The sequence below is a fragment of the Clostridioides sp. ZZV14-6009 genome (assembly GCF_020658095.1).
GTDB lineage: Bacteria > Bacillota > Clostridia > Peptostreptococcales > Peptostreptococcaceae > Clostridioides.
In genome coordinates this window covers 86,787-104,892 of record NZ_JAGWDG010000009.1, presented here as the reverse complement: position 1 = coordinate 104,892, position 18,106 = coordinate 86,787, and the positions used below count along the sequence as shown (strand labels likewise).

The window sequence follows — 18,106 nt, the reverse complement described above, 5'->3', positions numbered from 1 at the left end:
GATTTAAATGTTAAGAAAATCGGTTCTGGGAGAAATCCTAAAGTTAAAAAATTCTTTTATATGGTATATATTATTGGCTTTACCACTTATAAGTGTGCTAATTGGTTCTGGAAACTTTTATCTAAATCAAGGTGTCCTTAAGAAAGAATGGTATAGCTTGTGGACTCAAGTTAGTCTATTTTATGGTGAGTTTTTCTTTCCTATATTAATAGCAATCTTTTGTGCCTATGTTTGTAGACTTGAACATATGAATCATAATTGGAATAATGTAATGACACTTCCAATCAATTTAAAAAATATTTTTTTATCTAAGCTTATAGTTATTTCAATACTTACAGCTATTACTCAAATTGTTTTTGTTATTTTTTACATAGTTGCTGGAAATATGATTGGATTTTCCCAAAGTGTACCTAATGAACTTGCTGGCTGGATTGTTAAGGGTTGGATTATTTCCATTTCAATAGCTTCTATACAACTATACCTATCTATAAAGATTAGAAGTTTTGCTACTCCTATTGGTATCAGTCTTTGCCTTTCTCTATTTGGAATGGGCTTACTAGTAGCACAACCTTCTATTGGAATATTTTTCCCATACTCTATGTTAGGAAGTGCTATGGGTATTATAAAGCAATCTGCTTTAAATGTTAACGATACTATAGTTACAATATGTGTTGCATTTGCTACTACTATAATATTTTCTGAAATCGCTAAGAGAAACTTTAGAAAAAATGATGTTATATCTTAATATTATAATAAAAGTATATATGACAAGATGGTGTCACCCTTTTGTATTATAATAAACAAAGTATCTATGATAAGTAATTCAAATATATTATTTATTTATAATCTTTAAAAAAAGAAATTATGGAACAAACATGGGAAATCGATACTTACTTCTAAAAATTCACATATTTTTAGTATCTACTCTTCCCTTGTTTATTAATATAAAATATAATATGTATAGATGAAATTCAATCTAGTAATATGACTGAAAACAAATTACTAAATTGGTAAATAATTGTAAATAAAAAGAAGGAGAAGAAGAAAAGATTATTTATATTTTATACGAATTGTAAAAGAGCAAAGTTATAATAAAAAATGATAAAACTAGTGATAAGACTATAGTACATTGCTATTTTATTTTCTAGAATTAGCCTTAATCCACAGGAGGATAAATTAAAATGATAATTAGACAAGAAAAAGCCAGTGACAAAAATAAAGTATATGAAGTTGTTAAGTCTGCATTTGCAAATGAAGAATCTTCTGACCATGATGAACAAAACCTTGTTAATCGATTAAGAAATAGTACTAGCTTTGTTCCAGAACTTTCACTTGTAGCTGAAGACGATGGAAATATAGTTGGCCATATTCTATTTACAGAAATAAAGGTTAAAAATGATGTACTACTTGCACTAGCACCAGTATCAGTTTCTCCTAATGTTCAAGGTAAAAAAATAGGTTCAAAGTTAATTGAAGAAGGACATAAAATTGCAAAGTCAAAAGGATATAAAGGTTGTGTAGTTTTAGGTCATGACAAATATTATCCTAAGTTTGGCTATCAAGTGGCAAGTAAGTTTAATATAAAAGCTCCATTTGAAGTACCAGATGAAAATTTTATGGCTATAGAACTACTAGACAATGGGTTGAAAGAAGTATCTGGTGTTGTAGAATATGCAAAGGAGTTTTTTGAACAGTAGTTATAAATTATGATTAGTAATTTTGTTGAATATTCAAGAGATAAGGAGTGATATGATGGGTGAACTTTCTAAATTGCCAAATATAGGTCCTGTAGTTGAGGGTCAATTAAACCAAGTTGGAATCACAAACTATGAACAGTTAAAGGAAATAGGTAGCAAACAGGCATGGTTAAAAATAAAATCTATTGATGCTTCTGCATGTATTAACCGTCTATATTCATTAGAAGCTGCAATTCAAGGCATCAGAAAAAGTCAATTATCTTCAGATGAAAAGGAAGAATTAAAAGAATTTTATAATATATTTAAGTGTTAGAAAAGGAGTGTTTATATGTTTGAATCAAGATGTGGTGTACTCTGTAATAGTTGTACAAGAAAAGAGAAAGTAAATTGTAAAGGATGTACTCAAATGAAAGGCCCATTTTGGGGTGGTGAATGTAAGGTTAAGACTTGCTGTGAAAGCAAAGAACTTAACCATTGTGGAGAATGTGATACTTTCCCTTGTGATATGCTTTCAAATATGGGAAAAGACCAAGGTTTTGACCCTACAATAAAGATTGAACAATGCAGAAAGTGGCTAAATGAAGAAAAAGCTTTAAATGATTCTCTTAATTAATCTAATTCATGGATTGAAATACATATTATTTTAAGATACATATGATGAGTGATGTATTATAAAAGAGCTAAGTAAATAGTTTTAATTATTACTCAAAACTGATATTTAGCTCCTTTATATCTTATATTTAACTCTTTCATAATCACTCTTTAGCCTTTTATAATTATTCTTTAATTCTCTATAGTTATCTTTTAGTCTTTCATAGTTATTTCTAGCTCTTTCATAATTATCTTTTAGTCTTTCCAATAATTGTATGCCTTTTAATAAAATAAATTAATTGCTTTTAATCTAAGTAATACCAGACACTTTATCATTTAATCAATATTTACTTTCCCATAAAAATGGTCATAGAAAATCAATTCTTTATACTTCACTTTTTGCCTGTTTTTTGGTATGATTATTATGTTAAGAAAATTAATATAATTTAGTATTATCAAATTAAATTAGTTTACATTTTCCTAAAAAGTTTATTTAAACACCTTATATGACGTCTATTAAAAACCTATCTTTCCTTTTAAAATTTTTAGCTTAAAATAGGAGGTAAATATTGTGCATAATAAACTTTTGTCAATTACCCAATTAGCAAAACTTAGAAATCTTACAAGTGAAACACTAAGATATTACGACAGAATAAATCTTATAAAACCTAACTATGTAGACCCTAATACTAAATATAGATATTACTCTATCCTTCAATACGAAGAGTTAGGAACTGTAAAAGAATTAAGACAATTAGGAATGTGTATCAATGATATTACAAGTTATTTTAATGACAGAAATTTCCAAAAATCTATTGAAATTTTTGAAAAATACCAAGAAACACTTCACTCAGAAATCAGAGAAAAAATAGAACTTGAAAAGGTATTAAATAAAAAAGTTGAATTTTTAAAACAACTAAATTCTCTATCTCCAGTAAATACAATTACAGAGCTTACACTTCCAGATAGATATATGATTACCTTTGATGAACCAACTGGTGGACCTCATGAATTAGCTCTTGCTGTAACTGAATTAGAATCTCATTTAAATGAGATTGCTCCAATTGTTGCAAGCGATAGAGTGGGTGCTTATGGTAATGATTCGATTTTAGACGAATCGCAAGATTATATTCCTCTATCTCCATTTATATTCGTAGAAGACAACGATGTACAGTCCTCTTTAAAAAAGCTTGTTCCAGGTGGATTATATCTTTCTATGTATTATGATGGTGATGAACTTGAAAGATACCATCCGTCTTTTGATTTTATAAAAGAGTATATGAGTGAACACAACCTATGCCTTAATGGTGATATTTATCAGATATTTAAAATAGATGTGACTCTTACTAGTTACTTAAATGAAACGCTTATGGAAATTCAAGTTCCAGTAAAAAAAATATAGTCTATTACATAAAGGCTATGATTGTTAGCTTACCATAGCCTTTTTACTTACTTTTGTGATTCCCAATCTGCTGGGTATGTTACATATATAAACCTAGCATAATTAGGTACTGAAAACTTTATACTACTTCCTTTTGGTATAAGTATTAGCTCCCCTTCAGATGCTGTTATCTTTCTGCCATCTATTAATATGTCTAAAGTTCCTTCTATTATATAGTCTACTTCATCATAATTTAATGTCCAATCGAAAGTTGTTTCTTTCATTTCCATAATTCCACAACCTAATCTTGGACTTTCTTCTAAGGTAAATAAATCTTTTGTATAAACTATATCATTTGGATTGCCAGTATCTAATCTATTACTTTCATCTACCTTTACTCTTGGTAATCTTATAGAAGTTATTCCACTTATATCTTTGTGTCTATCAAAATCCACATTATTTTTAGAACCATTTAAATTTTCTTCTATTATTTGTCTAACTAATACTTCCAATATATCTTTATCTAACGTACTTATATCCATCTCTTATTACCTCCTTAACTCTTATATTAAACTCTATAGCATCAATACTTTTACTCATCTGTTACTCATCCGCAAATTCAAGAGAATCGACTATTCCAACTATAGTTGCATCTATTGGAACACTCTGTCTTTCTATTGAAGTTCTGGCAGCAGAGCCTCTCGTTATAAGGACTAAATCTCCATTCCCTGCCCCTGCATTATCTGCAGCTACTAAAAAGCCTTCTTTATATGTATCTTTAGCATTTAATAGTTTCACAACTAAGAATTTTTGTCCATTTAACTTTTCATCTTTTCTTGTTGCCCATACATTACCAACTATTTTTCCTATCTCCATAAGTCTCCTCCACTATATTCTTTTTACTGTTATATTATGTATTCTTATAAAATCCATAGCTAATGGAGTTATTATACTATTTTGACTTACGATAATATCCTTAGTTCCATTTATCATAGGCTTTCTCAAATCAGACTCCGATATAAGCCTTTTATGCGTCAAGTCTATGCTAAACTTATCATCTATTTTTACTTTTTCTTCATTCAATATTTCTTTTTTAAACTTTTCCTCACTAAATGCTATTTCATTAAACGCTACTTCACTTAATGTTATCTCATTTAAATCCTTTATAATCTTTACTCCATATTTACAAATACCATCTTCATACGCTCTGTATTTATTGTATAGTGTTTTAGGTGCAGTGTCTTTATAGAGTTTGTATTCTATTCCTCCATCTAACACATATACTTTCTTACCTTTCATAAGCATTTTTAATAGAAATCTTTCTTCATTTGAAAAACTATTTCCTAATGCTAAATTGCAAATACCTCTCATACAAAGTTTTGATACTATTACTACATCACAATCTTTTGTATCATTATCAAATATTTCTATATTAAACTTATCACTTAATAAATCAAATTTACTTTTATCATTTTCATATAATATAACTAATTTTTTTCTATTTTCATTTTCTATACAACCAATATTCGTAATATTTATTTTTTTGTAAAGTTCTTCTACTATAATCTCTATAAGATTGTTATAATCCATAAGCTTTCCTTTCTAGGTGTATAGCTATCTCTTTATTATCTTTGCAATACTTCCTTTTGAAAATGCGCATGCATTTGCCTCATCGTAATCTATGTGCATATAAGTTTTAAACTTATCACTAACTCTAACAACTACATCATCAAATATTAAAGGTCTTTTTCCAAATACTTTAACTTCAACTATCTCATTGTCTACCACATTAAATTTTTTGGCATCTTCTATCGACATATGTATATGTCTTTTTGCTACCATAAGACCTTTTTGAAGTTCAATTTCCCTTTTTTCTGTAGCTATTTTAATACCTAAGGTATTTTCTAAATCTCCACTTTGCTTTATTGGTGGCTTCAATCCTAATATAGAACCATCTGTTAAAGATATTTCTACTTGTGTTTCCTTTCTACAAGGTCCAAGAACTACAACATTTTTTAATGTACTTTTTGGTCCAATTATTGTAACTCTTTCTTTACAAGCATATTGACCTGGTTGAGATAAATCTTTTAATTTTGTTAATGTATATCCTTTGCCAAATAGTTTTTCTACATCTTCTTCACTTAAATGTACATGTCTTCCTGATGCTTCAACTTCTATAAATACTTCTTTTTTAACTCTACTTACTACTTCTTGTACTATTTCATTTAATAGGTTTTCCATAAATATCCCCCAACTACTGGTATTGTCCAGTTCTTATTTTATAAATCATAATCCAGAACACTGATGACAATCTATTAAGAGCTTTTATTAAATCTTCTCTCTCAACTTCTCCATATTCACCTTTAAACGCTTCATATGCACAGAGTTCAGCTTCCCTAGTACTAGTTCTTATACTATTTATAAGTACTACTTCTTCACCCATTTTATAAGTTGGAAATTCATGACCTATACCAAAATATTTTTTAGGATTATGAGATTGTTCTCTCAACTCTTTTTCAGATAGACCTAAAAGCTTAAAGCTATCTAATTTTTCTTCTAACACTTCACATCTCATTATCTTCCTTACAAACTCTAATATTTCTTGTAACTCATTTACTAATTTTCCCAGACCTTTTTTGTTACATAAAACTTGAACCTCTAGTATTTTTGATTCTAATGAGTCTATTTTGCCTCTTAAAATTATCCTCTTATGGTCTTTAAATACTAATATATTTCCATTTAAATGAGTCATATGTTCTGGCTTTTCATTTAACTTAGCTCCAAATACAGTTTTGTATTTATAAGATTCTTCTTTTACAGTTTCTTTTATGACTTCCTTATTTTCATTGTTTGTATTTGAAATATTATCAATATATTTTATTTCAATTTTTTTTTCAGCTAAATAAGACTTTGCTAAAGGAGTTATAATCTGACCTTTTTCAATGTAATATTCAGTTATATTCCCTTTGTTTTCGCGCATTTCTTTTCTTATTTGATTTTCTGTTAAAACACTCATTTTATCACATCTCCTATTAGATGTATAAAAGGGGACTCCTCAAAATATATTGACATCCCCTTTTTATCAAATTTAAATTTTATTTACTATATAACCTATTAGTCAACATTTACTTTTGGTAATATAGCATCTACTTCAAAGTGTGGTCTTGGTATAACATGAACAGATATTAAATCTCCAACTCTCTCAGCAGCAGAAGCACCTGCATCTGTAGCAGCTTTAACAGCTCCAACATCACCTCTCACCATTACTGTAACTAAACCTCCACCTACTTGCTCTTTTCCAACTAATTGAACATTGGCAGCCTTAACCATTGCGTCTGCTGCTTCTATTGCTCCTACTAATCCTTTAGTTTCTATCATCCCTAATGCGTTTGCGTTTGCCATAATTCTTACCTCCAAAATTTTATATTAATATTTTTTAAAATTATTTTAGTTTTTTAAAATCTAACATAGCTCTAAAGCTATCTTTTTTACTAATACATTTATTAGCTCTTCTCTATCCATAGAGTCAAATATTGATTTTTCTACTTTAGAATTTGTGCCTCTAAGTTCTTCTATTTCTTTAACTCCATAAGCTATTTTCTTTATATTTAATAAATCTAATGGTCCTACATTATTTGAAGTTGAACTTCCACCTATAGCTCCACACCCTAGTGTTAAGGCAGGTGATAAGTTTGTTGCTCCTCCTATTCCTCCAAGTGCAGATGGTGCATTTACTATTATTCTTGATACTGGCATATTAAGTGCAAATTTCTTTACAAGTTCCTCATCATTAGCATGCATTGAGAATGTGTGACCAGCACCTTCGTTTAAAAGTATCTCTCTAGATTTTTGCATAATAGATTCAATATTTTCCTCTACATAAAATGCAAGTATTGGAGTCAGTTTTTCTCTAGAGTAAGCTACATCATTTCCTACTCTAGATTCTCTTGCTATAAGCACTTTAGCATAACTTGGCACATTACTTAAATTAGCTAATTTAGCAAGTGTTTCTACACTCTTTCCAACTATTTGAGGATTCATTGTTCCATTTGCTCTTAATATAAATTTAGACAGCTTTTCACTTTCCTCTTCATTTAAGAAATAAGCTCCTTGATTTTTCAGTTCATTAACAACTATCTCTTCCATAGATTTTTCTACTATTATAGATTGTTCAGATGCACATATTACACCGTTATCAAAAGTTTTAGAATCTAATATTCTTTTAACTGCTAACTTAATATCTGCACTCTTATCTATAAATGCTGGTCCATTTCCTGGTCCTACACCTATGGCAGGTGTTCCTGATGAATAAGCAGCTCTAACCATAGCTTCTCCACCAGTTGCTAAAATAAGTTTAGTATCTTTATGCTTCATTAATTCATTAGTACCTTTAAGGCTAGGATTAGTTATACCTAATATAATATCCTCTGGACACCCTGCTTTTATAGCTGCCTCACTTATTATTTTTATAGTCTCAAGTATACATTTTTTTGCATTTGGATGTGGTGAGAAAATTATTGAATTTCCTGATTTTATAGAAATCATAGCTTTGTAGATTACTGTTGATGTTGGATTTGTTGATGGTATAAGCCCTGCTACTACTCCTACTGGTGTAGCTATATCAACTGTTTTTTCTTCTTTATTTTCACCTATTATCCCAATAGTCTTCATATCTTTTATGGCTTCATATAACATTTTAGATGCAAATGTATTTTTAACTATTTTATCTTCATATTTTCCAAATCCAGTTTCTTCGTTGGCCATTTTAGCTAATTTAGCGGCATTTTCATATGCTGCATCTGCTATTGACTTAACTATTTTATCTATTTGTTCTTGGCTCATTCTAGAAAGTTTAACTTGAGCTTCTTTAGCCTTTTTTACAAGATTTCTAACTTCTTGTATAGATAATAAATCTTTATCTAAAATTTCCATATCTATTTATCCTCTCTAATCAATTTATCAACTAAATCTACTAGGTCTTCTTTTTTCAAAGAGTTTAATTCTTTATTAGTCAAAGAAGAATTGTATTCTCTAGCTAAATTTTTTAGTTCTTTTACATTCATGTTTAGTAAGTTTCTATTATTAGTAACCCCATCTCTTACTGGTTTTACTTCTTCTAAAGTTTCTATATTTCCATTTTCGTTTTCTTCAACTTTTATATCTTCTTCTAATGTTTCTATATTTGTATTTGCATTTTCTTCAACTTTTATATCTTCTCTTAAAGTTTCTATATTTGTATTTTCTTCAATTTTCACATCTTTTTCTAAAGTTTCTGTATTTGTATCTTTATTTTCTTCTATCTTCATATTTTCTTTGATTGGTATTTCGCTAACTTTATTATATTTTTGAGTAGCTCTTTCTTCTTTTTTCAATAAATTATCAGCTACTTCTTTATGTATCCTTGGTATTACATGAGTTGCTCTTAATACTCCAACTTTATTTGCGGCCACTTCTCCAGCTTCTATAGCTGATTTAACTGCTCCTACATCTCCAACTATTGTTAATGTAACTATTCCCGCTCCTACTTTGTCAATGCTAAGTATATTTACACTAGCAGACTTTACACATGCATCACATGCCTCTATTGCAGCAACATATCCTATTACTTCTATTAAACCTACAGCATTCATTTATCTTTAAAACCTTGTTGGGTCATCAGCTACAGATTTAACAGCTTCAGCAAAAGCATCACAAGCTGCTTTACAAGCTGATTGAGACCCTGTAAGCAATGCTCCACCAAAGTTTGTTTCAGTTGGAGGTGCAAATAATTCACATAGACTTACATCTGCTGCTTTTAATGCTGCATCTAGTGCATACATAGCTTCTAAAGGTGGTGCTACTAAATAAGCTATGGCTTCTCCTTCATTGATTCCTGCCACTTTAGAAAGATATGTTCCTGTTCTAGATACACAGTGAGCATAATATACTATTGAATCATCATCATTTGCACTTATAAAAGTTGATCCATATTCTAGAAAATCAACTACTGCATTTAATCCACTTCTTACTTCAGCTGGGCTTGGTCCTGCTATTATACCTAATACTTCCCCAGCAAGTTTTGTTGAAGCATTTGTAGCTCCTGCATACATTGACTTTGCATATACAACATCAACTTCTGAAGCTTTTGTTGCTTCATCAAGGGCAGTATATGTCACATCATCACAATCAGCAGTTATAAACCCTAAACTTTTATGGTCTGAATTTAATTCTAGCTTTTGTGCAATTTCTGGACTTACGTTTGAAATCATTTTAATTCCCAATATTTTAGGACGAATTATATCATTTTTCATAACTTGTACTCCTTTAAGTTATTATTTTAAATCAATTCCAGAAGCTTTCTTATCTAAAATTGTTTTTATAAGTTCAGCTATATGTGCACCTGCTTCAACAGCAGTAGTTCCACCTTTATGGATGTTTGATACCACTGTTCTCTTAGCTTCTGCTATACCAACTTTAGGCTTGTATGTAAGATATGCTGACATAGATTCTGCTGTAACAAGACCTGGTCTTTCTCCAATTAACACACATACCACTTCACAACCTAACTCTTCACCTAAATGGTCCATAGCCCCAACTCTACAATGTTTAACAAATACAATATCTCCTACTTCAATTCCATACATCTTTAAACCTTGCTTTATAGCCATAATACAATCATTTGAGTTGGCTTCTATAGCAGCTGAACTTAGTCCATCACCTGCCATTATTAATACCTTTTGATTTGTACCTATTTGCGTTTTTATAAAATCTATAGTTTCACTTGAAAATTTTCTTCCAAGGTCTGGTCTAGTTAAAAATTCATCTTTATCCTTACATAAAGTTTCTATTTTTATTAAGTTGCTATTTTCCACAAAATCTTCATCTACGTAAGAGAAAACGGCATCTTGTGCAGCAGCATGGTCTGCTCTAAATCTTAAAACTGTTTCTGTTTTATATCTAGCTCCACATCTACCTATACCTATTCTTGCAGGAGTTTTAGATTTCATATCTAAATAGGCTTCTGCATCCTTAGGATTTTTTACTAATAATTGCTTTTTTAAATCTATTTCCGTTATATCTTCTATGCAAGCATCATCATCTACTGTACTTTTATTTACTTTGTCTACTGTATTTTCAACAACTTCATTTATAACACTAGAATCGATTTGACCAGCCATTTGATTTACTAACTGCTCTACTAATGCTTTTAAATCTTTTTCATTCATACTTAAGACCTCCTACCCTAATAATATTGATGCATCTCCAGCTTTTTCTGTTAATTTACCATCTTTAGAGAAGCCCATTTGTTCCATCCAAGCATCAAACTCTTTTATTCCTGTAAGTCCAAACATTTCTCTAAGTGATGCTGTCTCGTGGTATCCTGTAGTTTGGTAGTTAAGCATTACATCATCTCCATGAGGTATTCCCATAAAATATGTACATCCAGCTGTAGTTAATAATATGGCTAAATTTTCCATATCGTTTTGGTCTGCTTTCATATGGTTTGTATAGCAAACATCAACACCCATTGGTAATCCATGTAATTTACCCATAAAGTGGTCTTCTAGTCCTGCCCTCATTACTTCCTTTGCATCATATAGATATTCTGGTCCTATAAATCCAACTACTGTGTTTACTAAAAACGGCTCAAACTTTTTAGCAAATCCATAACATCTAGCTTCCATAGTAACTTGGTCTATTCCATGATGTGCTTCTGAAGAAAGCTCCGAACCTTGCCCTGTTTCAAAATACATTACATTTGGACCAGTAGCTGTCCCATGCTTTAAAGCTAAATTTCTTGCTTCTTCAATAGTTGCTGAATTGAATCCAAAAGCTTCGTTTCCTTTCTCAGAACCAGCTATCGATTGGAATATTAAATCTGTGGGAGCTCCATTTCTTATAGCTTCCATTTGTGTCGTAACATGAGCTAACACACAAGTTTGAGTAGGTATTTTATATTTTTGTTTTACTTCCTCAAATCTCTTTAGTACTTTAGTTACACTTTCAACTGAATCATCAACTGGGTTTAATCCAAGTACGGCATCACCTATTCCAAAAGTTAATCCTTCTAGAAGTGATGCAAGTATCCCATCTGGGTCATCTGTTGGATGATTTGGTTGAAGTCTAGCTGATAGAGTACCTTCTTCGCCTATTGTTGTATTACAATGAGCTGTAACTTTAATTTTTTTGGCTGCATAAACTAAGTCCATATTTGACATTAGCTTTGCAACTGCTGCTGTCATTTCTGAAGTTAATCCTCTTGATATTCTTTTTATATCTAAACTACTTGTTTCACTATCTAATAGCCACTCTCTAAGTTCTGAAACAGTCCAGTCCTTTATTTCACTATAAACTTTTTCATTTACACCATCTTGAATTATTCTTGTGACCTCATCTTCATCATAAGGAACTGCGGGATTGTTTCTTATATCCTCTAATTTTATATGAGATAAAACTACTTTCGCTGCAACTCTCTCTTCGGCACTTTGAGCTGCAAGACCAGCTAGCTTATCACCAGACTTTTCTTCATTTGCTTTTGCCATTACATCATATAGTCCTTTGAACTGATAAGTGCGCCCAAATAATTTTGTCTTTAAAATCATCTCCTTACCCCCTTTTTTAATTAAAAACTAATGTCTTTATTACTACAGGTAACACTTTACCTTCAGCTATTGGCTTTCCAATATCTATGTAGTCTCCATTTTCAACCTTAATACTATCTATACAAATAATATCTTTTTTGTAATCTAAAACTGCACAAATAGATTGTCCTAGTACTTTTGCCATGTCATTTTCTATAATTACTACAAATGGCAAGTCATTTTCTATAATTTCTTTCATACCACTTACTAATCCACGTGCATACTCTTGTATTTCTAAAAAGCTTGGATTTTTGCTTCCTTCTATAGCTATAACAATTTTTTGTAAGTCATTTTCTAACTTAAACCAATTTAACTTATTTTTTATACTTTCACTTAATGCCTTTTCATTGCTAGTTTCTTCTTCTCTTGATAGTTTTAAAACAGGTAGATTTTTAAGTGGAAAATCCTCACTTGTATAAGTTATAGTACTTCCACTTACTTCAGTCGTATGAGAACCAGCACCTACTACTGTAGCTCTAATAGTCTCTAATGGAGTTATTACATTTATTTTTTTTAGTTCCTCACAATTTTTTATTGCTTGCCCTAATAAAATACCTAAGTCTCCATATTTAAAATATTCATCTATGTTTTTATCATAGTAGATGTAATCAGCGACCCCACCAGAAAAAGATATGTTCTCTATCTTTTCACTTAAATTTATAGATTTATTGGTTACTATAAACTCAAATAGACTTGTTTTCTTTTTTATTCCTATACTTTGTAGTATTAAATCAACCATTATATCTATTATTGGCTTTGTGTTTTCTATAGTTGCTATAGTTCCTATTTGAAGACCTAAATTATAATCTTTTATGATTTTTTCTATCTTAGGTGATATATAAGTTATTTTTTTGCTATGCTTGTCTATTTTTATAAGTCTCCCACCTATATCTAGACAACCAGTATCTAAGACTTCACCTCTTTTAAATAAAGCTAAATTACTAGTTCCGCCACCTATATCTAGATTTACAACACTAGTTGAATGATTTTTAGAATAAATATGAGCCCCTGCTCCTTTACCAGATATGATACTTTCTAAATCTGGTCCTGCTGTTGCCACCACAAAGTCTCCTGCAAATCCACTTAAATTATGAAGTACATAATTTGCATTTTCTTTTCTAGCTGTTTCACCAGTTATAATAACTGCACCTGTATGTATGTCTTCTTTAGATATATTTGCTTTTTTATATTCACTATCAACTATGTTTTTTATTTCATTTCCATTTATCTCATTGTTGGAGATAAGAGGTGTAAAGTATATTTCACTTTTATATACAATTTCTTTGTCTATTATACTTATCCTAGGTACTGAAAAACTAGATGCAGTGTTTTCAACTATCAATTTAGAAAATATTAGTTGAGTAGTACTTGTCCCAATATCTATCCCAACACTTAATAACTCTTCTCTCATTTTCTCACCTCATAATTTAAAAGCATTTCTTAAACAAAGAAGTTAGATTGTTCTATAGACTATCAATATTTTTCTTCCAATGACCTTATCTCATTTAAATATTCAAATAACTCATCTATACCTACATCATCTATTGTGTCTACTTTAAATATTTTATTGACTCCTGCTAAAGTTAATCTTTCTATTCCTAAATCTATTTGATTTTTATCTAATTTATTTATCTTAGTCATAATGCCTATAGTTTCTTTACAAAATATACTTGCAAAGCCTGGTGCCATATAATTTTCTTCTTGAGTTGCATCATAAACTATAGCCACTACTTTAGCATCTACAGCTGTAGTTATTAAAGCGTTATACAATGCTCTATTTTCCATATATTCACCTGGGGTATCTATTGCATTTTTATAAATTTCTATTGACTGTGTTTTCTTATATCGAATCTCTAGTTCATCTAGTTTTTGGCAAAGAGTAGTCTTTCCACTACTTGTTTTTCCCATAAAAATTATATTTTTCATTTTATGTCCTCGTTATCTTAGTTGATGAAAAATTCAACATCTCACCTAACACTTCTAATACTTCATTTAATGCAGATTCTACAGAACTTACATCTCCAGATATTACTAAAGACCCACTAAATCTATCTATAAATCCAAGCGATATATCTGATGATTTTGTTGCCACATCTGCTGCTATTATTGAAGCTTCACTCGGCGTTATTGTAAGAATACCGATTGCATCTTTTCTATCTAGTATTAATCCTAACTTTTTGTATATATCCTCATTTGGATTAGCTATTATATGAGCAAGTGTTACTTGCTTTCCTGGAACATATTCTTGTATAATTCTTTGTTTAGTTTCTTCGCTCAATTTTGCCCCCTAATTTTTATTACATTTTTACTTGATTTTATTTAGTATTTCTATTATGTCTTCTTCTATGGGAACTTTAGGATTTGCATTAGTGCATCCATCTTGAATAGCCAAAACTGCTATTTCACTCTGTAAATTACTTAATTCTTCCAAACTTACATTGCATTCTCTCAATTTAATTGGCATGTTTAATTCTTTTTGTAGCTTTTTTATTTCATTAACTAAACTCTTCACACCACTTCTTGTATTTGAAGTACTAAGACCTATTAACTTTGATATTTGTGCATATTTTTTTGCTGATAATGAGTAGTCTGTATTCGAATATCCTGTGATATTAGCATTGTATTCTATTACATGTGGCAATAATATTGCATTTGCTCTTCCATGTGGTATATGAAATTTTCCACCTAGAACATGCGCTATGGAGTGATTTATTCCTAATGATGCTTGATTAAATGCCATTCCTGCTAGACAAGATGCATTATGCATTTTTTCTCTAGCCTCTAAATCATTTCCATCCTTATATGCTTTCAATAAATATTCAAATACTAGTTTTATTGCCTTTTCAGCAAGTGCATCAGAAAAATCATTAGCATTTACTGATACATATGCTTCTAATGCATGTGTCAAAACATCCATTCCAGTATCTGCTGTTATAAAATCTGGTACTGTTTTAACCAACTCTGGGTCTAGTATCGCTATATCTGGAATTAATTCATCTGACACTAGAGGATACTTTGCACCTTTTTGCTTATCTGTTATTACAGAAAATGATGTTACTTCTGAGCCAGTTCCACTTGTTGTTGGTATAGCAATAAATTCGATTTCATTAGTTCTTAAAATTTGCTTTGAAAAGTCCTTTATAGCTTTAGCTGCATCTATTGCAGAACCTCCACCTAAAGCTATTACTGTATCTGGCTTTATATTTTTTAATACTTCGATGCCTTGTACTACTGTATCTATAGGTGGGTCTGGTACTATATCACTAAATACTTCATATGTACTGTGTTTTAAATTCACCAAGATTTTATCTATAGTTTTTGATTTAACCATAAAAGGGTCTGTTATAACCAATACTTTTTTATCTTTTATCTCTTGTAAGTATTCTAAAGAACCTACTCCAAATTTTACTTTGGTTTTTATTTCAAAATTATTCAATCTAATCTCCTCTTTTATAAAAACTTATTTAAAATTAAACAATTGTTAAGCAAAAGCCCCACAGAACAACCTATGGAGCTTTTATTAAGCTTTCAATATTTCGTTATGACATTATTTTAGTAAATATTGGATTTTAGTAAAGTCAAGAATCTTGTATATTAATACTTTATGTTATGCTTTTTCTTATAAGCTATATGAGATATAAATTCATACATTATACCCGCAGCTGTAAGTGAAGTAACATTTCCAGCATCATATTGTGGCGCAACTTCAACAAGGTCATAGCCTACTATATTTAAATCCTTTAATCCTCTTATTATTTCTAATGTTTGGGCAGATGAGAATCCACCTATAACAGGAGTTCCTGTCCCTGGTGCATATGCTGGGTCAACAAAATCTATATCAAATGTAAGGAATGCTTTTGAATCACCAACACGTTGTTTAATTCTTTCTATTATTTCTTCTGTAGTCATCTTATGACATTCAACAGCTTTTAAAACTTCATATCCTAAATCAGTTGAATGGTACTTATCTTCTTCACCATAATAACCTTCTCTTATTCCAACTTGAATTGATTTAGATGTATCAACAAGGTTTTCTTTAGCAGCATGGTAGAAAGGTGTTCCATGACTATAAGGCTTTCCAAAATATTCTGCTATTGTGTCATAATGAGAGTCAAAGTGTATTAAAGCAACTGGTCCATGAACCTTATGACAAGCTCTTAATTCTGGTAATGTTACACTATGGTCTCCTCCCATAGCTATTGGAATTACACCATTTTCAAAGATAGGTAACATACCCTCTGTAATTACATCAAATGTATCTTCTACATATCCTGGCACAGAGCCTAAATCACCATAGTCTACCCCAGAACAATAGTCAAATATACCAACATCAAGAACTGGATTATATGGTTTACAACCTAGAACTGACATTTCTCTTATTGATGATGGACCAAATCTAGCACCAACTCTAAATGTAGCACATGAGTCAAATGGTATACCAAGAACAGCAAAATCTACATCGTCTGTTGTAACTACATTTTGTAATCTCATGAATGTTTTAATTCCTGCAAATCTAGGTGATTTTAAAGAATTTATTGTTTTATATTTAATCATAACTACTCTCCCCAATTTTTATTATTTTTGTTATTTTTTTATCAAATTTATTTTAAGCTTCAGATACACCATCTTCTTTTTCCATCTTAAGAACGTATGGAACTGCAATTAACTTTGCAAATATTATACCTATTACTCCACCTACGATTTGACCAACAAGTATTGCAATAACCAAGTTTGGTTGAAAATTGACATTGAAAGCTATAAAATCTCCTAAAGAATATCCTGCACAAACTAAAAATGACATAGATATTACTTTACTTGTCGGTTTCATATCTTTAACTAGTCCAAAAATTGCGATACCATTTGCCATACATGCAACTAATCCAGCACTACCTGCGCTATCTAGTCCAGCTATTGAACCAAGTTTTTCCAGTGGCTTTTTAAAATACTTACGTATAAGGTAAACCATTGGAAATGCTCCACAAAGCATCATTGCAATACTCCCTAGAAGCTCAATAGACCTAAACATTTCTTTCTCATCTGCAAACATTGGGTCAAATCCCCAACTCCCAAATACTTTAGTGAAAATACCTGTATAGTGTTCAACAATAGATGATACTACGACTATTATTAATATGCTTGTAAGACCTTTTCCAAAATACATGAATCCTTTTATCATTCCATTAGGGAACAACTTTAACCCTAATGCAAGCAACACACACACCACAACAATAGGAATTAGATTTTGGAAAATCATTAGCATACTTAAATTTAATGTATAGTTAGAACTTCCTACTGTAGAAAGTGTCGTACGTATCGTAGGATTTGTAAGTAATGCAACCATATATGACGTGAATACTCCAAAAGGTACTGATAAAAATCCAGACATAGCTCCTAAAGCTAAGTACTTGTAATCTTTTTTATCTAAAATTGAAAGTCCTATTGGAATATTAAATGCCACTGTAGATGCACACATAAATCCAACTGCTAATACTATCACTAATATTTCACTCGTTTTCCCAATCTCTATAGCTAAAGCATATGAACCGCAATCTGGTGGCATAATCATAGCTGCTGCTACCACTGGGTCTGCGCCAAACATACTAAACAACTTTCCAAATATTTTCTCTACCCCGACTTTTAGATACGGAACAGATACCATAAGACCTACTATTGGTATAAACATCGTTGCCATAGTATGTAAGCCTTCATCAAAAGATTTGGCTAGCTCTGATTCTTCTTTGAAAATCTTTGCTAATCCTCCAGCTACACAACAAGCCATGATGATATACAGTACTGAGTCTCCTAATAATTCCATA

General features: G+C 30.6%; 23 protein-coding genes. 5 read left to right on the top strand and 18 right to left on the bottom strand.

From position 1 onward, the window contains the following. Window positions 1–7: 7 nt before the first annotated feature. The 4 genes from KGF36_RS12770 (at window position 8) to KGF36_RS12755 (ending at window position 2,310) form a co-directional block, all read left to right on the top strand. Window positions 8–745 carry an ABC transporter permease gene (locus KGF36_RS12770; RefSeq protein ID WP_227850473.1) on the top strand — a complete coding sequence of 246 codons (738 nt, stop codon included), beginning with the start codon at window positions 8–10 and terminating at the stop codon, window positions 743–745. Between the two features lie 436 nt (window positions 746–1,181). Further along, the gene (locus tag KGF36_RS12765) at window positions 1,182–1,697 is read left to right on the top strand and encodes a GNAT family N-acetyltransferase (protein ID WP_255287816.1); all 516 of its coding nucleotides are present in this window, start codon (window positions 1,182–1,184) and stop codon (window positions 1,695–1,697) included. Window positions 1,698–1,752: 55 nt separating this feature from the next. Then, entirely contained in the window at window positions 1,753–2,010 is a 258-nt protein-coding gene (locus tag KGF36_RS12760; protein WP_227828717.1) for a TfoX/Sxy family protein, read from the top strand. Between the two features lie 15 nt (window positions 2,011–2,025). Beyond that, a complete protein-coding gene (locus KGF36_RS12755; protein WP_227828718.1) occupies window positions 2,026–2,310 on the top strand; it encodes a DUF3795 domain-containing protein in 285 nt (94 codons plus the stop codon). Between the two features lie 114 nt (window positions 2,311–2,424). Here KGF36_RS12755 and KGF36_RS20225 read toward each other — a convergent pair whose 3' ends face one another. Then, window positions 2,425–2,556, bottom strand: coding sequence for a hypothetical protein (locus KGF36_RS20225; RefSeq protein ID WP_255287817.1), 132 nt, complete (start codon window positions 2,554–2,556; stop codon window positions 2,425–2,427). 303 nt (window positions 2,557–2,859) lie between these two features. On the opposite strand from KGF36_RS20225, the gene KGF36_RS12750 reads away from it, so the two are divergent. Beyond that, window positions 2,860–3,690 carry a MerR family transcriptional regulator gene (locus tag KGF36_RS12750; protein WP_227828719.1) on the top strand — a complete coding sequence of 277 codons (831 nt, stop codon included), beginning with the start codon at window positions 2,860–2,862 and terminating at the stop codon, window positions 3,688–3,690. Between the two features lie 47 nt (window positions 3,691–3,737). On the opposite strand, the gene KGF36_RS12745 is transcribed toward KGF36_RS12750, so the two are convergent. The 17 genes from KGF36_RS12745 to KGF36_RS12665 form a co-directional block, all read right to left on the bottom strand. Continuing rightward, window positions 3,738–4,211 (bottom strand): cupin domain-containing protein, encoded by a 474-nt coding sequence (locus KGF36_RS12745; RefSeq protein ID WP_227828720.1) that lies wholly within the window; start codon window positions 4,209–4,211, stop codon window positions 3,738–3,740. A gap of 61 nt (window positions 4,212–4,272) precedes the next feature. Continuing rightward, window positions 4,273–4,545 (bottom strand): EutN/CcmL family microcompartment protein, encoded by a 273-nt coding sequence (locus KGF36_RS12740; RefSeq protein ID WP_227824686.1) that lies wholly within the window; start codon window positions 4,543–4,545, stop codon window positions 4,273–4,275. A 12-nt stretch (window positions 4,546–4,557) separates the two neighbouring features. Further along, window positions 4,558–5,259, bottom strand: a complete 702-nt coding sequence (locus tag KGF36_RS12735; RefSeq protein ID WP_227828721.1) for a TIGR02536 family ethanolamine utilization protein — start codon at window positions 5,257–5,259, stop codon at window positions 4,558–4,560. 24 nt (window positions 5,260–5,283) lie between these two features. Then, complete coding sequence (eutD, locus tag KGF36_RS12730; protein ID WP_227828722.1) at window positions 5,284–5,910, bottom strand: ethanolamine utilization phosphate acetyltransferase EutD; 627 nt, start codon at window positions 5,908–5,910, stop codon at window positions 5,284–5,286. A gap of 13 nt (window positions 5,911–5,923) precedes the next feature. Continuing rightward, a complete protein-coding gene (locus tag KGF36_RS12725; protein ID WP_227828723.1) occupies window positions 5,924–6,685 on the bottom strand; it encodes a cobalamin adenosyltransferase in 762 nt (253 codons plus the stop codon). Between the two features lie 98 nt (window positions 6,686–6,783). Further along, window positions 6,784–7,071 carry a BMC domain-containing protein gene (locus KGF36_RS12720; RefSeq protein WP_227828724.1) on the bottom strand — a complete coding sequence of 96 codons (288 nt, stop codon included), beginning with the start codon at window positions 7,069–7,071 and terminating at the stop codon, window positions 6,784–6,786. A 60-nt stretch (window positions 7,072–7,131) separates the two neighbouring features. Next, window positions 7,132–8,601, bottom strand: a complete 1,470-nt coding sequence (locus tag KGF36_RS12715; protein ID WP_227828725.1) for an acetaldehyde dehydrogenase (acetylating) — start codon at window positions 8,599–8,601, stop codon at window positions 7,132–7,134. 2 nt (window positions 8,602–8,603) lie between these two features. Next, the gene (locus KGF36_RS20360; protein ID WP_285892266.1) at window positions 8,604–9,299 is read right to left on the bottom strand and encodes a BMC domain-containing protein; all 696 of its coding nucleotides are present in this window, start codon (window positions 9,297–9,299) and stop codon (window positions 8,604–8,606) included. A gap of 6 nt (window positions 9,300–9,305) precedes the next feature. After that, on the bottom strand, window positions 9,306–9,959 hold the full coding sequence (gene eutL, locus KGF36_RS12705) for an ethanolamine utilization microcompartment protein EutL (protein WP_227828726.1): 654 nt from the start codon (window positions 9,957–9,959) through the stop codon (window positions 9,306–9,308). 21 nt (window positions 9,960–9,980) lie between these two features. After that, on the bottom strand, window positions 9,981–10,874 hold the full coding sequence (eutC, locus tag KGF36_RS12700; protein ID WP_227828727.1) for an ethanolamine ammonia-lyase subunit EutC: 894 nt from the start codon (window positions 10,872–10,874) through the stop codon (window positions 9,981–9,983). 12 nt (window positions 10,875–10,886) lie between these two features. Then, complete coding sequence (locus tag KGF36_RS12695; protein WP_227828728.1) at window positions 10,887–12,251, bottom strand: ethanolamine ammonia-lyase subunit EutB; 1,365 nt, start codon at window positions 12,249–12,251, stop codon at window positions 10,887–10,889. A 16-nt stretch (window positions 12,252–12,267) separates the two neighbouring features. After that, window positions 12,268–13,701 (bottom strand): ethanolamine ammonia-lyase reactivating factor EutA, encoded by a 1,434-nt coding sequence (eutA, locus tag KGF36_RS12690; RefSeq protein WP_227828729.1) that lies wholly within the window; start codon window positions 13,699–13,701, stop codon window positions 12,268–12,270. Between the two features lie 62 nt (window positions 13,702–13,763). Then, on the bottom strand, window positions 13,764–14,216 hold the full coding sequence (locus KGF36_RS12685; protein ID WP_227828730.1) for a EutP/PduV family microcompartment system protein: 453 nt from the start codon (window positions 14,214–14,216) through the stop codon (window positions 13,764–13,766). Window position 14,217: 1 nt separating this feature from the next. Further along, window positions 14,218–14,568: an ethanolamine utilization microcompartment protein EutS gene (eutS, locus tag KGF36_RS12680; protein WP_227828731.1), complete on the bottom strand. Its 351-nt coding sequence runs from the start codon at window positions 14,566–14,568 to the stop codon at window positions 14,218–14,220. A 27-nt stretch (window positions 14,569–14,595) separates the two neighbouring features. Beyond that, entirely contained in the window at window positions 14,596–15,726 is a 1,131-nt protein-coding gene (locus KGF36_RS12675) for a 1-propanol dehydrogenase PduQ (protein ID WP_227854785.1), read from the bottom strand. 158 nt (window positions 15,727–15,884) lie between these two features. Beyond that, a complete protein-coding gene (speB, locus tag KGF36_RS12670) occupies window positions 15,885–16,844 on the bottom strand; it encodes an agmatinase (protein ID WP_227828733.1) in 960 nt (319 codons plus the stop codon). Window positions 16,845–16,896: 52 nt separating this feature from the next. After that, window positions 16,897–18,105, bottom strand: a complete 1,209-nt coding sequence (locus KGF36_RS12665; RefSeq protein WP_227828734.1) for an ethanolamine utilization protein EutH — start codon at window positions 18,103–18,105, stop codon at window positions 16,897–16,899. Window position 18,106: the final 1 nt, after the last annotated feature.

Excerpts from the sequence above, each read along its gene's own strand:
- KGF36_RS12770 (WP_227850473.1), top strand. The coding sequence starts at position 8 with ATGTTAAGAAAATCGGTTCTGGGAGAAATCCTAAAGTTAAAAAATTCT.
- KGF36_RS12765 (WP_255287816.1), top strand. The coding sequence starts at position 1,182 with ATGATAATTAGACAAGAAAAAGCCAGTGACAAAAATAAAGTATATGAA.
- KGF36_RS12760 (WP_227828717.1), top strand. The coding sequence starts at position 1,753 with ATGGGTGAACTTTCTAAATTGCCAAATATAGGTCCTGTAGTTGAGGGT.
- KGF36_RS12755 (WP_227828718.1), top strand. The coding sequence starts at position 2,026 with ATGTTTGAATCAAGATGTGGTGTACTCTGTAATAGTTGTACAAGAAAA.
- KGF36_RS12745 (WP_227828720.1), bottom strand. The coding sequence starts at position 4,211 with ATGGATATAAGTACGTTAGATAAAGATATATTGGAAGTATTAGTTAGA.
- KGF36_RS12740 (WP_227824686.1), bottom strand. The coding sequence starts at position 4,545 with ATGGAGATAGGAAAAATAGTTGGTAATGTATGGGCAACAAGAAAAGAT.
- KGF36_RS12735 (WP_227828721.1), bottom strand. The coding sequence starts at position 5,259 with ATGGATTATAACAATCTTATAGAGATTATAGTAGAAGAACTTTACAAA.
- eutD (WP_227828722.1), bottom strand. The coding sequence starts at position 5,910 with ATGGAAAACCTATTAAATGAAATAGTACAAGAAGTAGTAAGTAGAGTT.
- KGF36_RS12725 (WP_227828723.1), bottom strand. The coding sequence starts at position 6,685 with ATGAGTGTTTTAACAGAAAATCAAATAAGAAAAGAAATGCGCGAAAAC.
- KGF36_RS12720 (WP_227828724.1), bottom strand. The coding sequence starts at position 7,071 with ATGGCAAACGCAAACGCATTAGGGATGATAGAAACTAAAGGATTAGTA.
- KGF36_RS12715 (WP_227828725.1), bottom strand. The coding sequence starts at position 8,601 with ATGGAAATTTTAGATAAAGATTTATTATCTATACAAGAAGTTAGAAAT.
- KGF36_RS20360 (WP_285892266.1), bottom strand. The coding sequence starts at position 9,299 with ATGAATGCTGTAGGTTTAATAGAAGTAATAGGATATGTTGCTGCAATA.
- eutL (WP_227828726.1), bottom strand. The coding sequence starts at position 9,959 with ATGAAAAATGATATAATTCGTCCTAAAATATTGGGAATTAAAATGATT.
- eutC (WP_227828727.1), bottom strand. The coding sequence starts at position 10,874 with ATGAATGAAAAAGATTTAAAAGCATTAGTAGAGCAGTTAGTAAATCAA.
- KGF36_RS12695 (WP_227828728.1), bottom strand. The coding sequence starts at position 12,251 with ATGATTTTAAAGACAAAATTATTTGGGCGCACTTATCAGTTCAAAGGA.
- eutA (WP_227828729.1), bottom strand. The coding sequence starts at position 13,701 with ATGAGAGAAGAGTTATTAAGTGTTGGGATAGATATTGGGACAAGTACT.
- KGF36_RS12685 (WP_227828730.1), bottom strand. The coding sequence starts at position 14,216 with ATGAAAAATATAATTTTTATGGGAAAAACAAGTAGTGGAAAGACTACT.
- speB (WP_227828733.1), bottom strand. The coding sequence starts at position 16,844 with ATGATTAAATATAAAACAATAAATTCTTTAAAATCACCTAGATTTGCA.
- KGF36_RS12665 (WP_227828734.1), bottom strand. The coding sequence starts at position 18,105 with ATGGAATTATTAGGAGACTCAGTACTGTATATCATCATGGCTTGTTGT.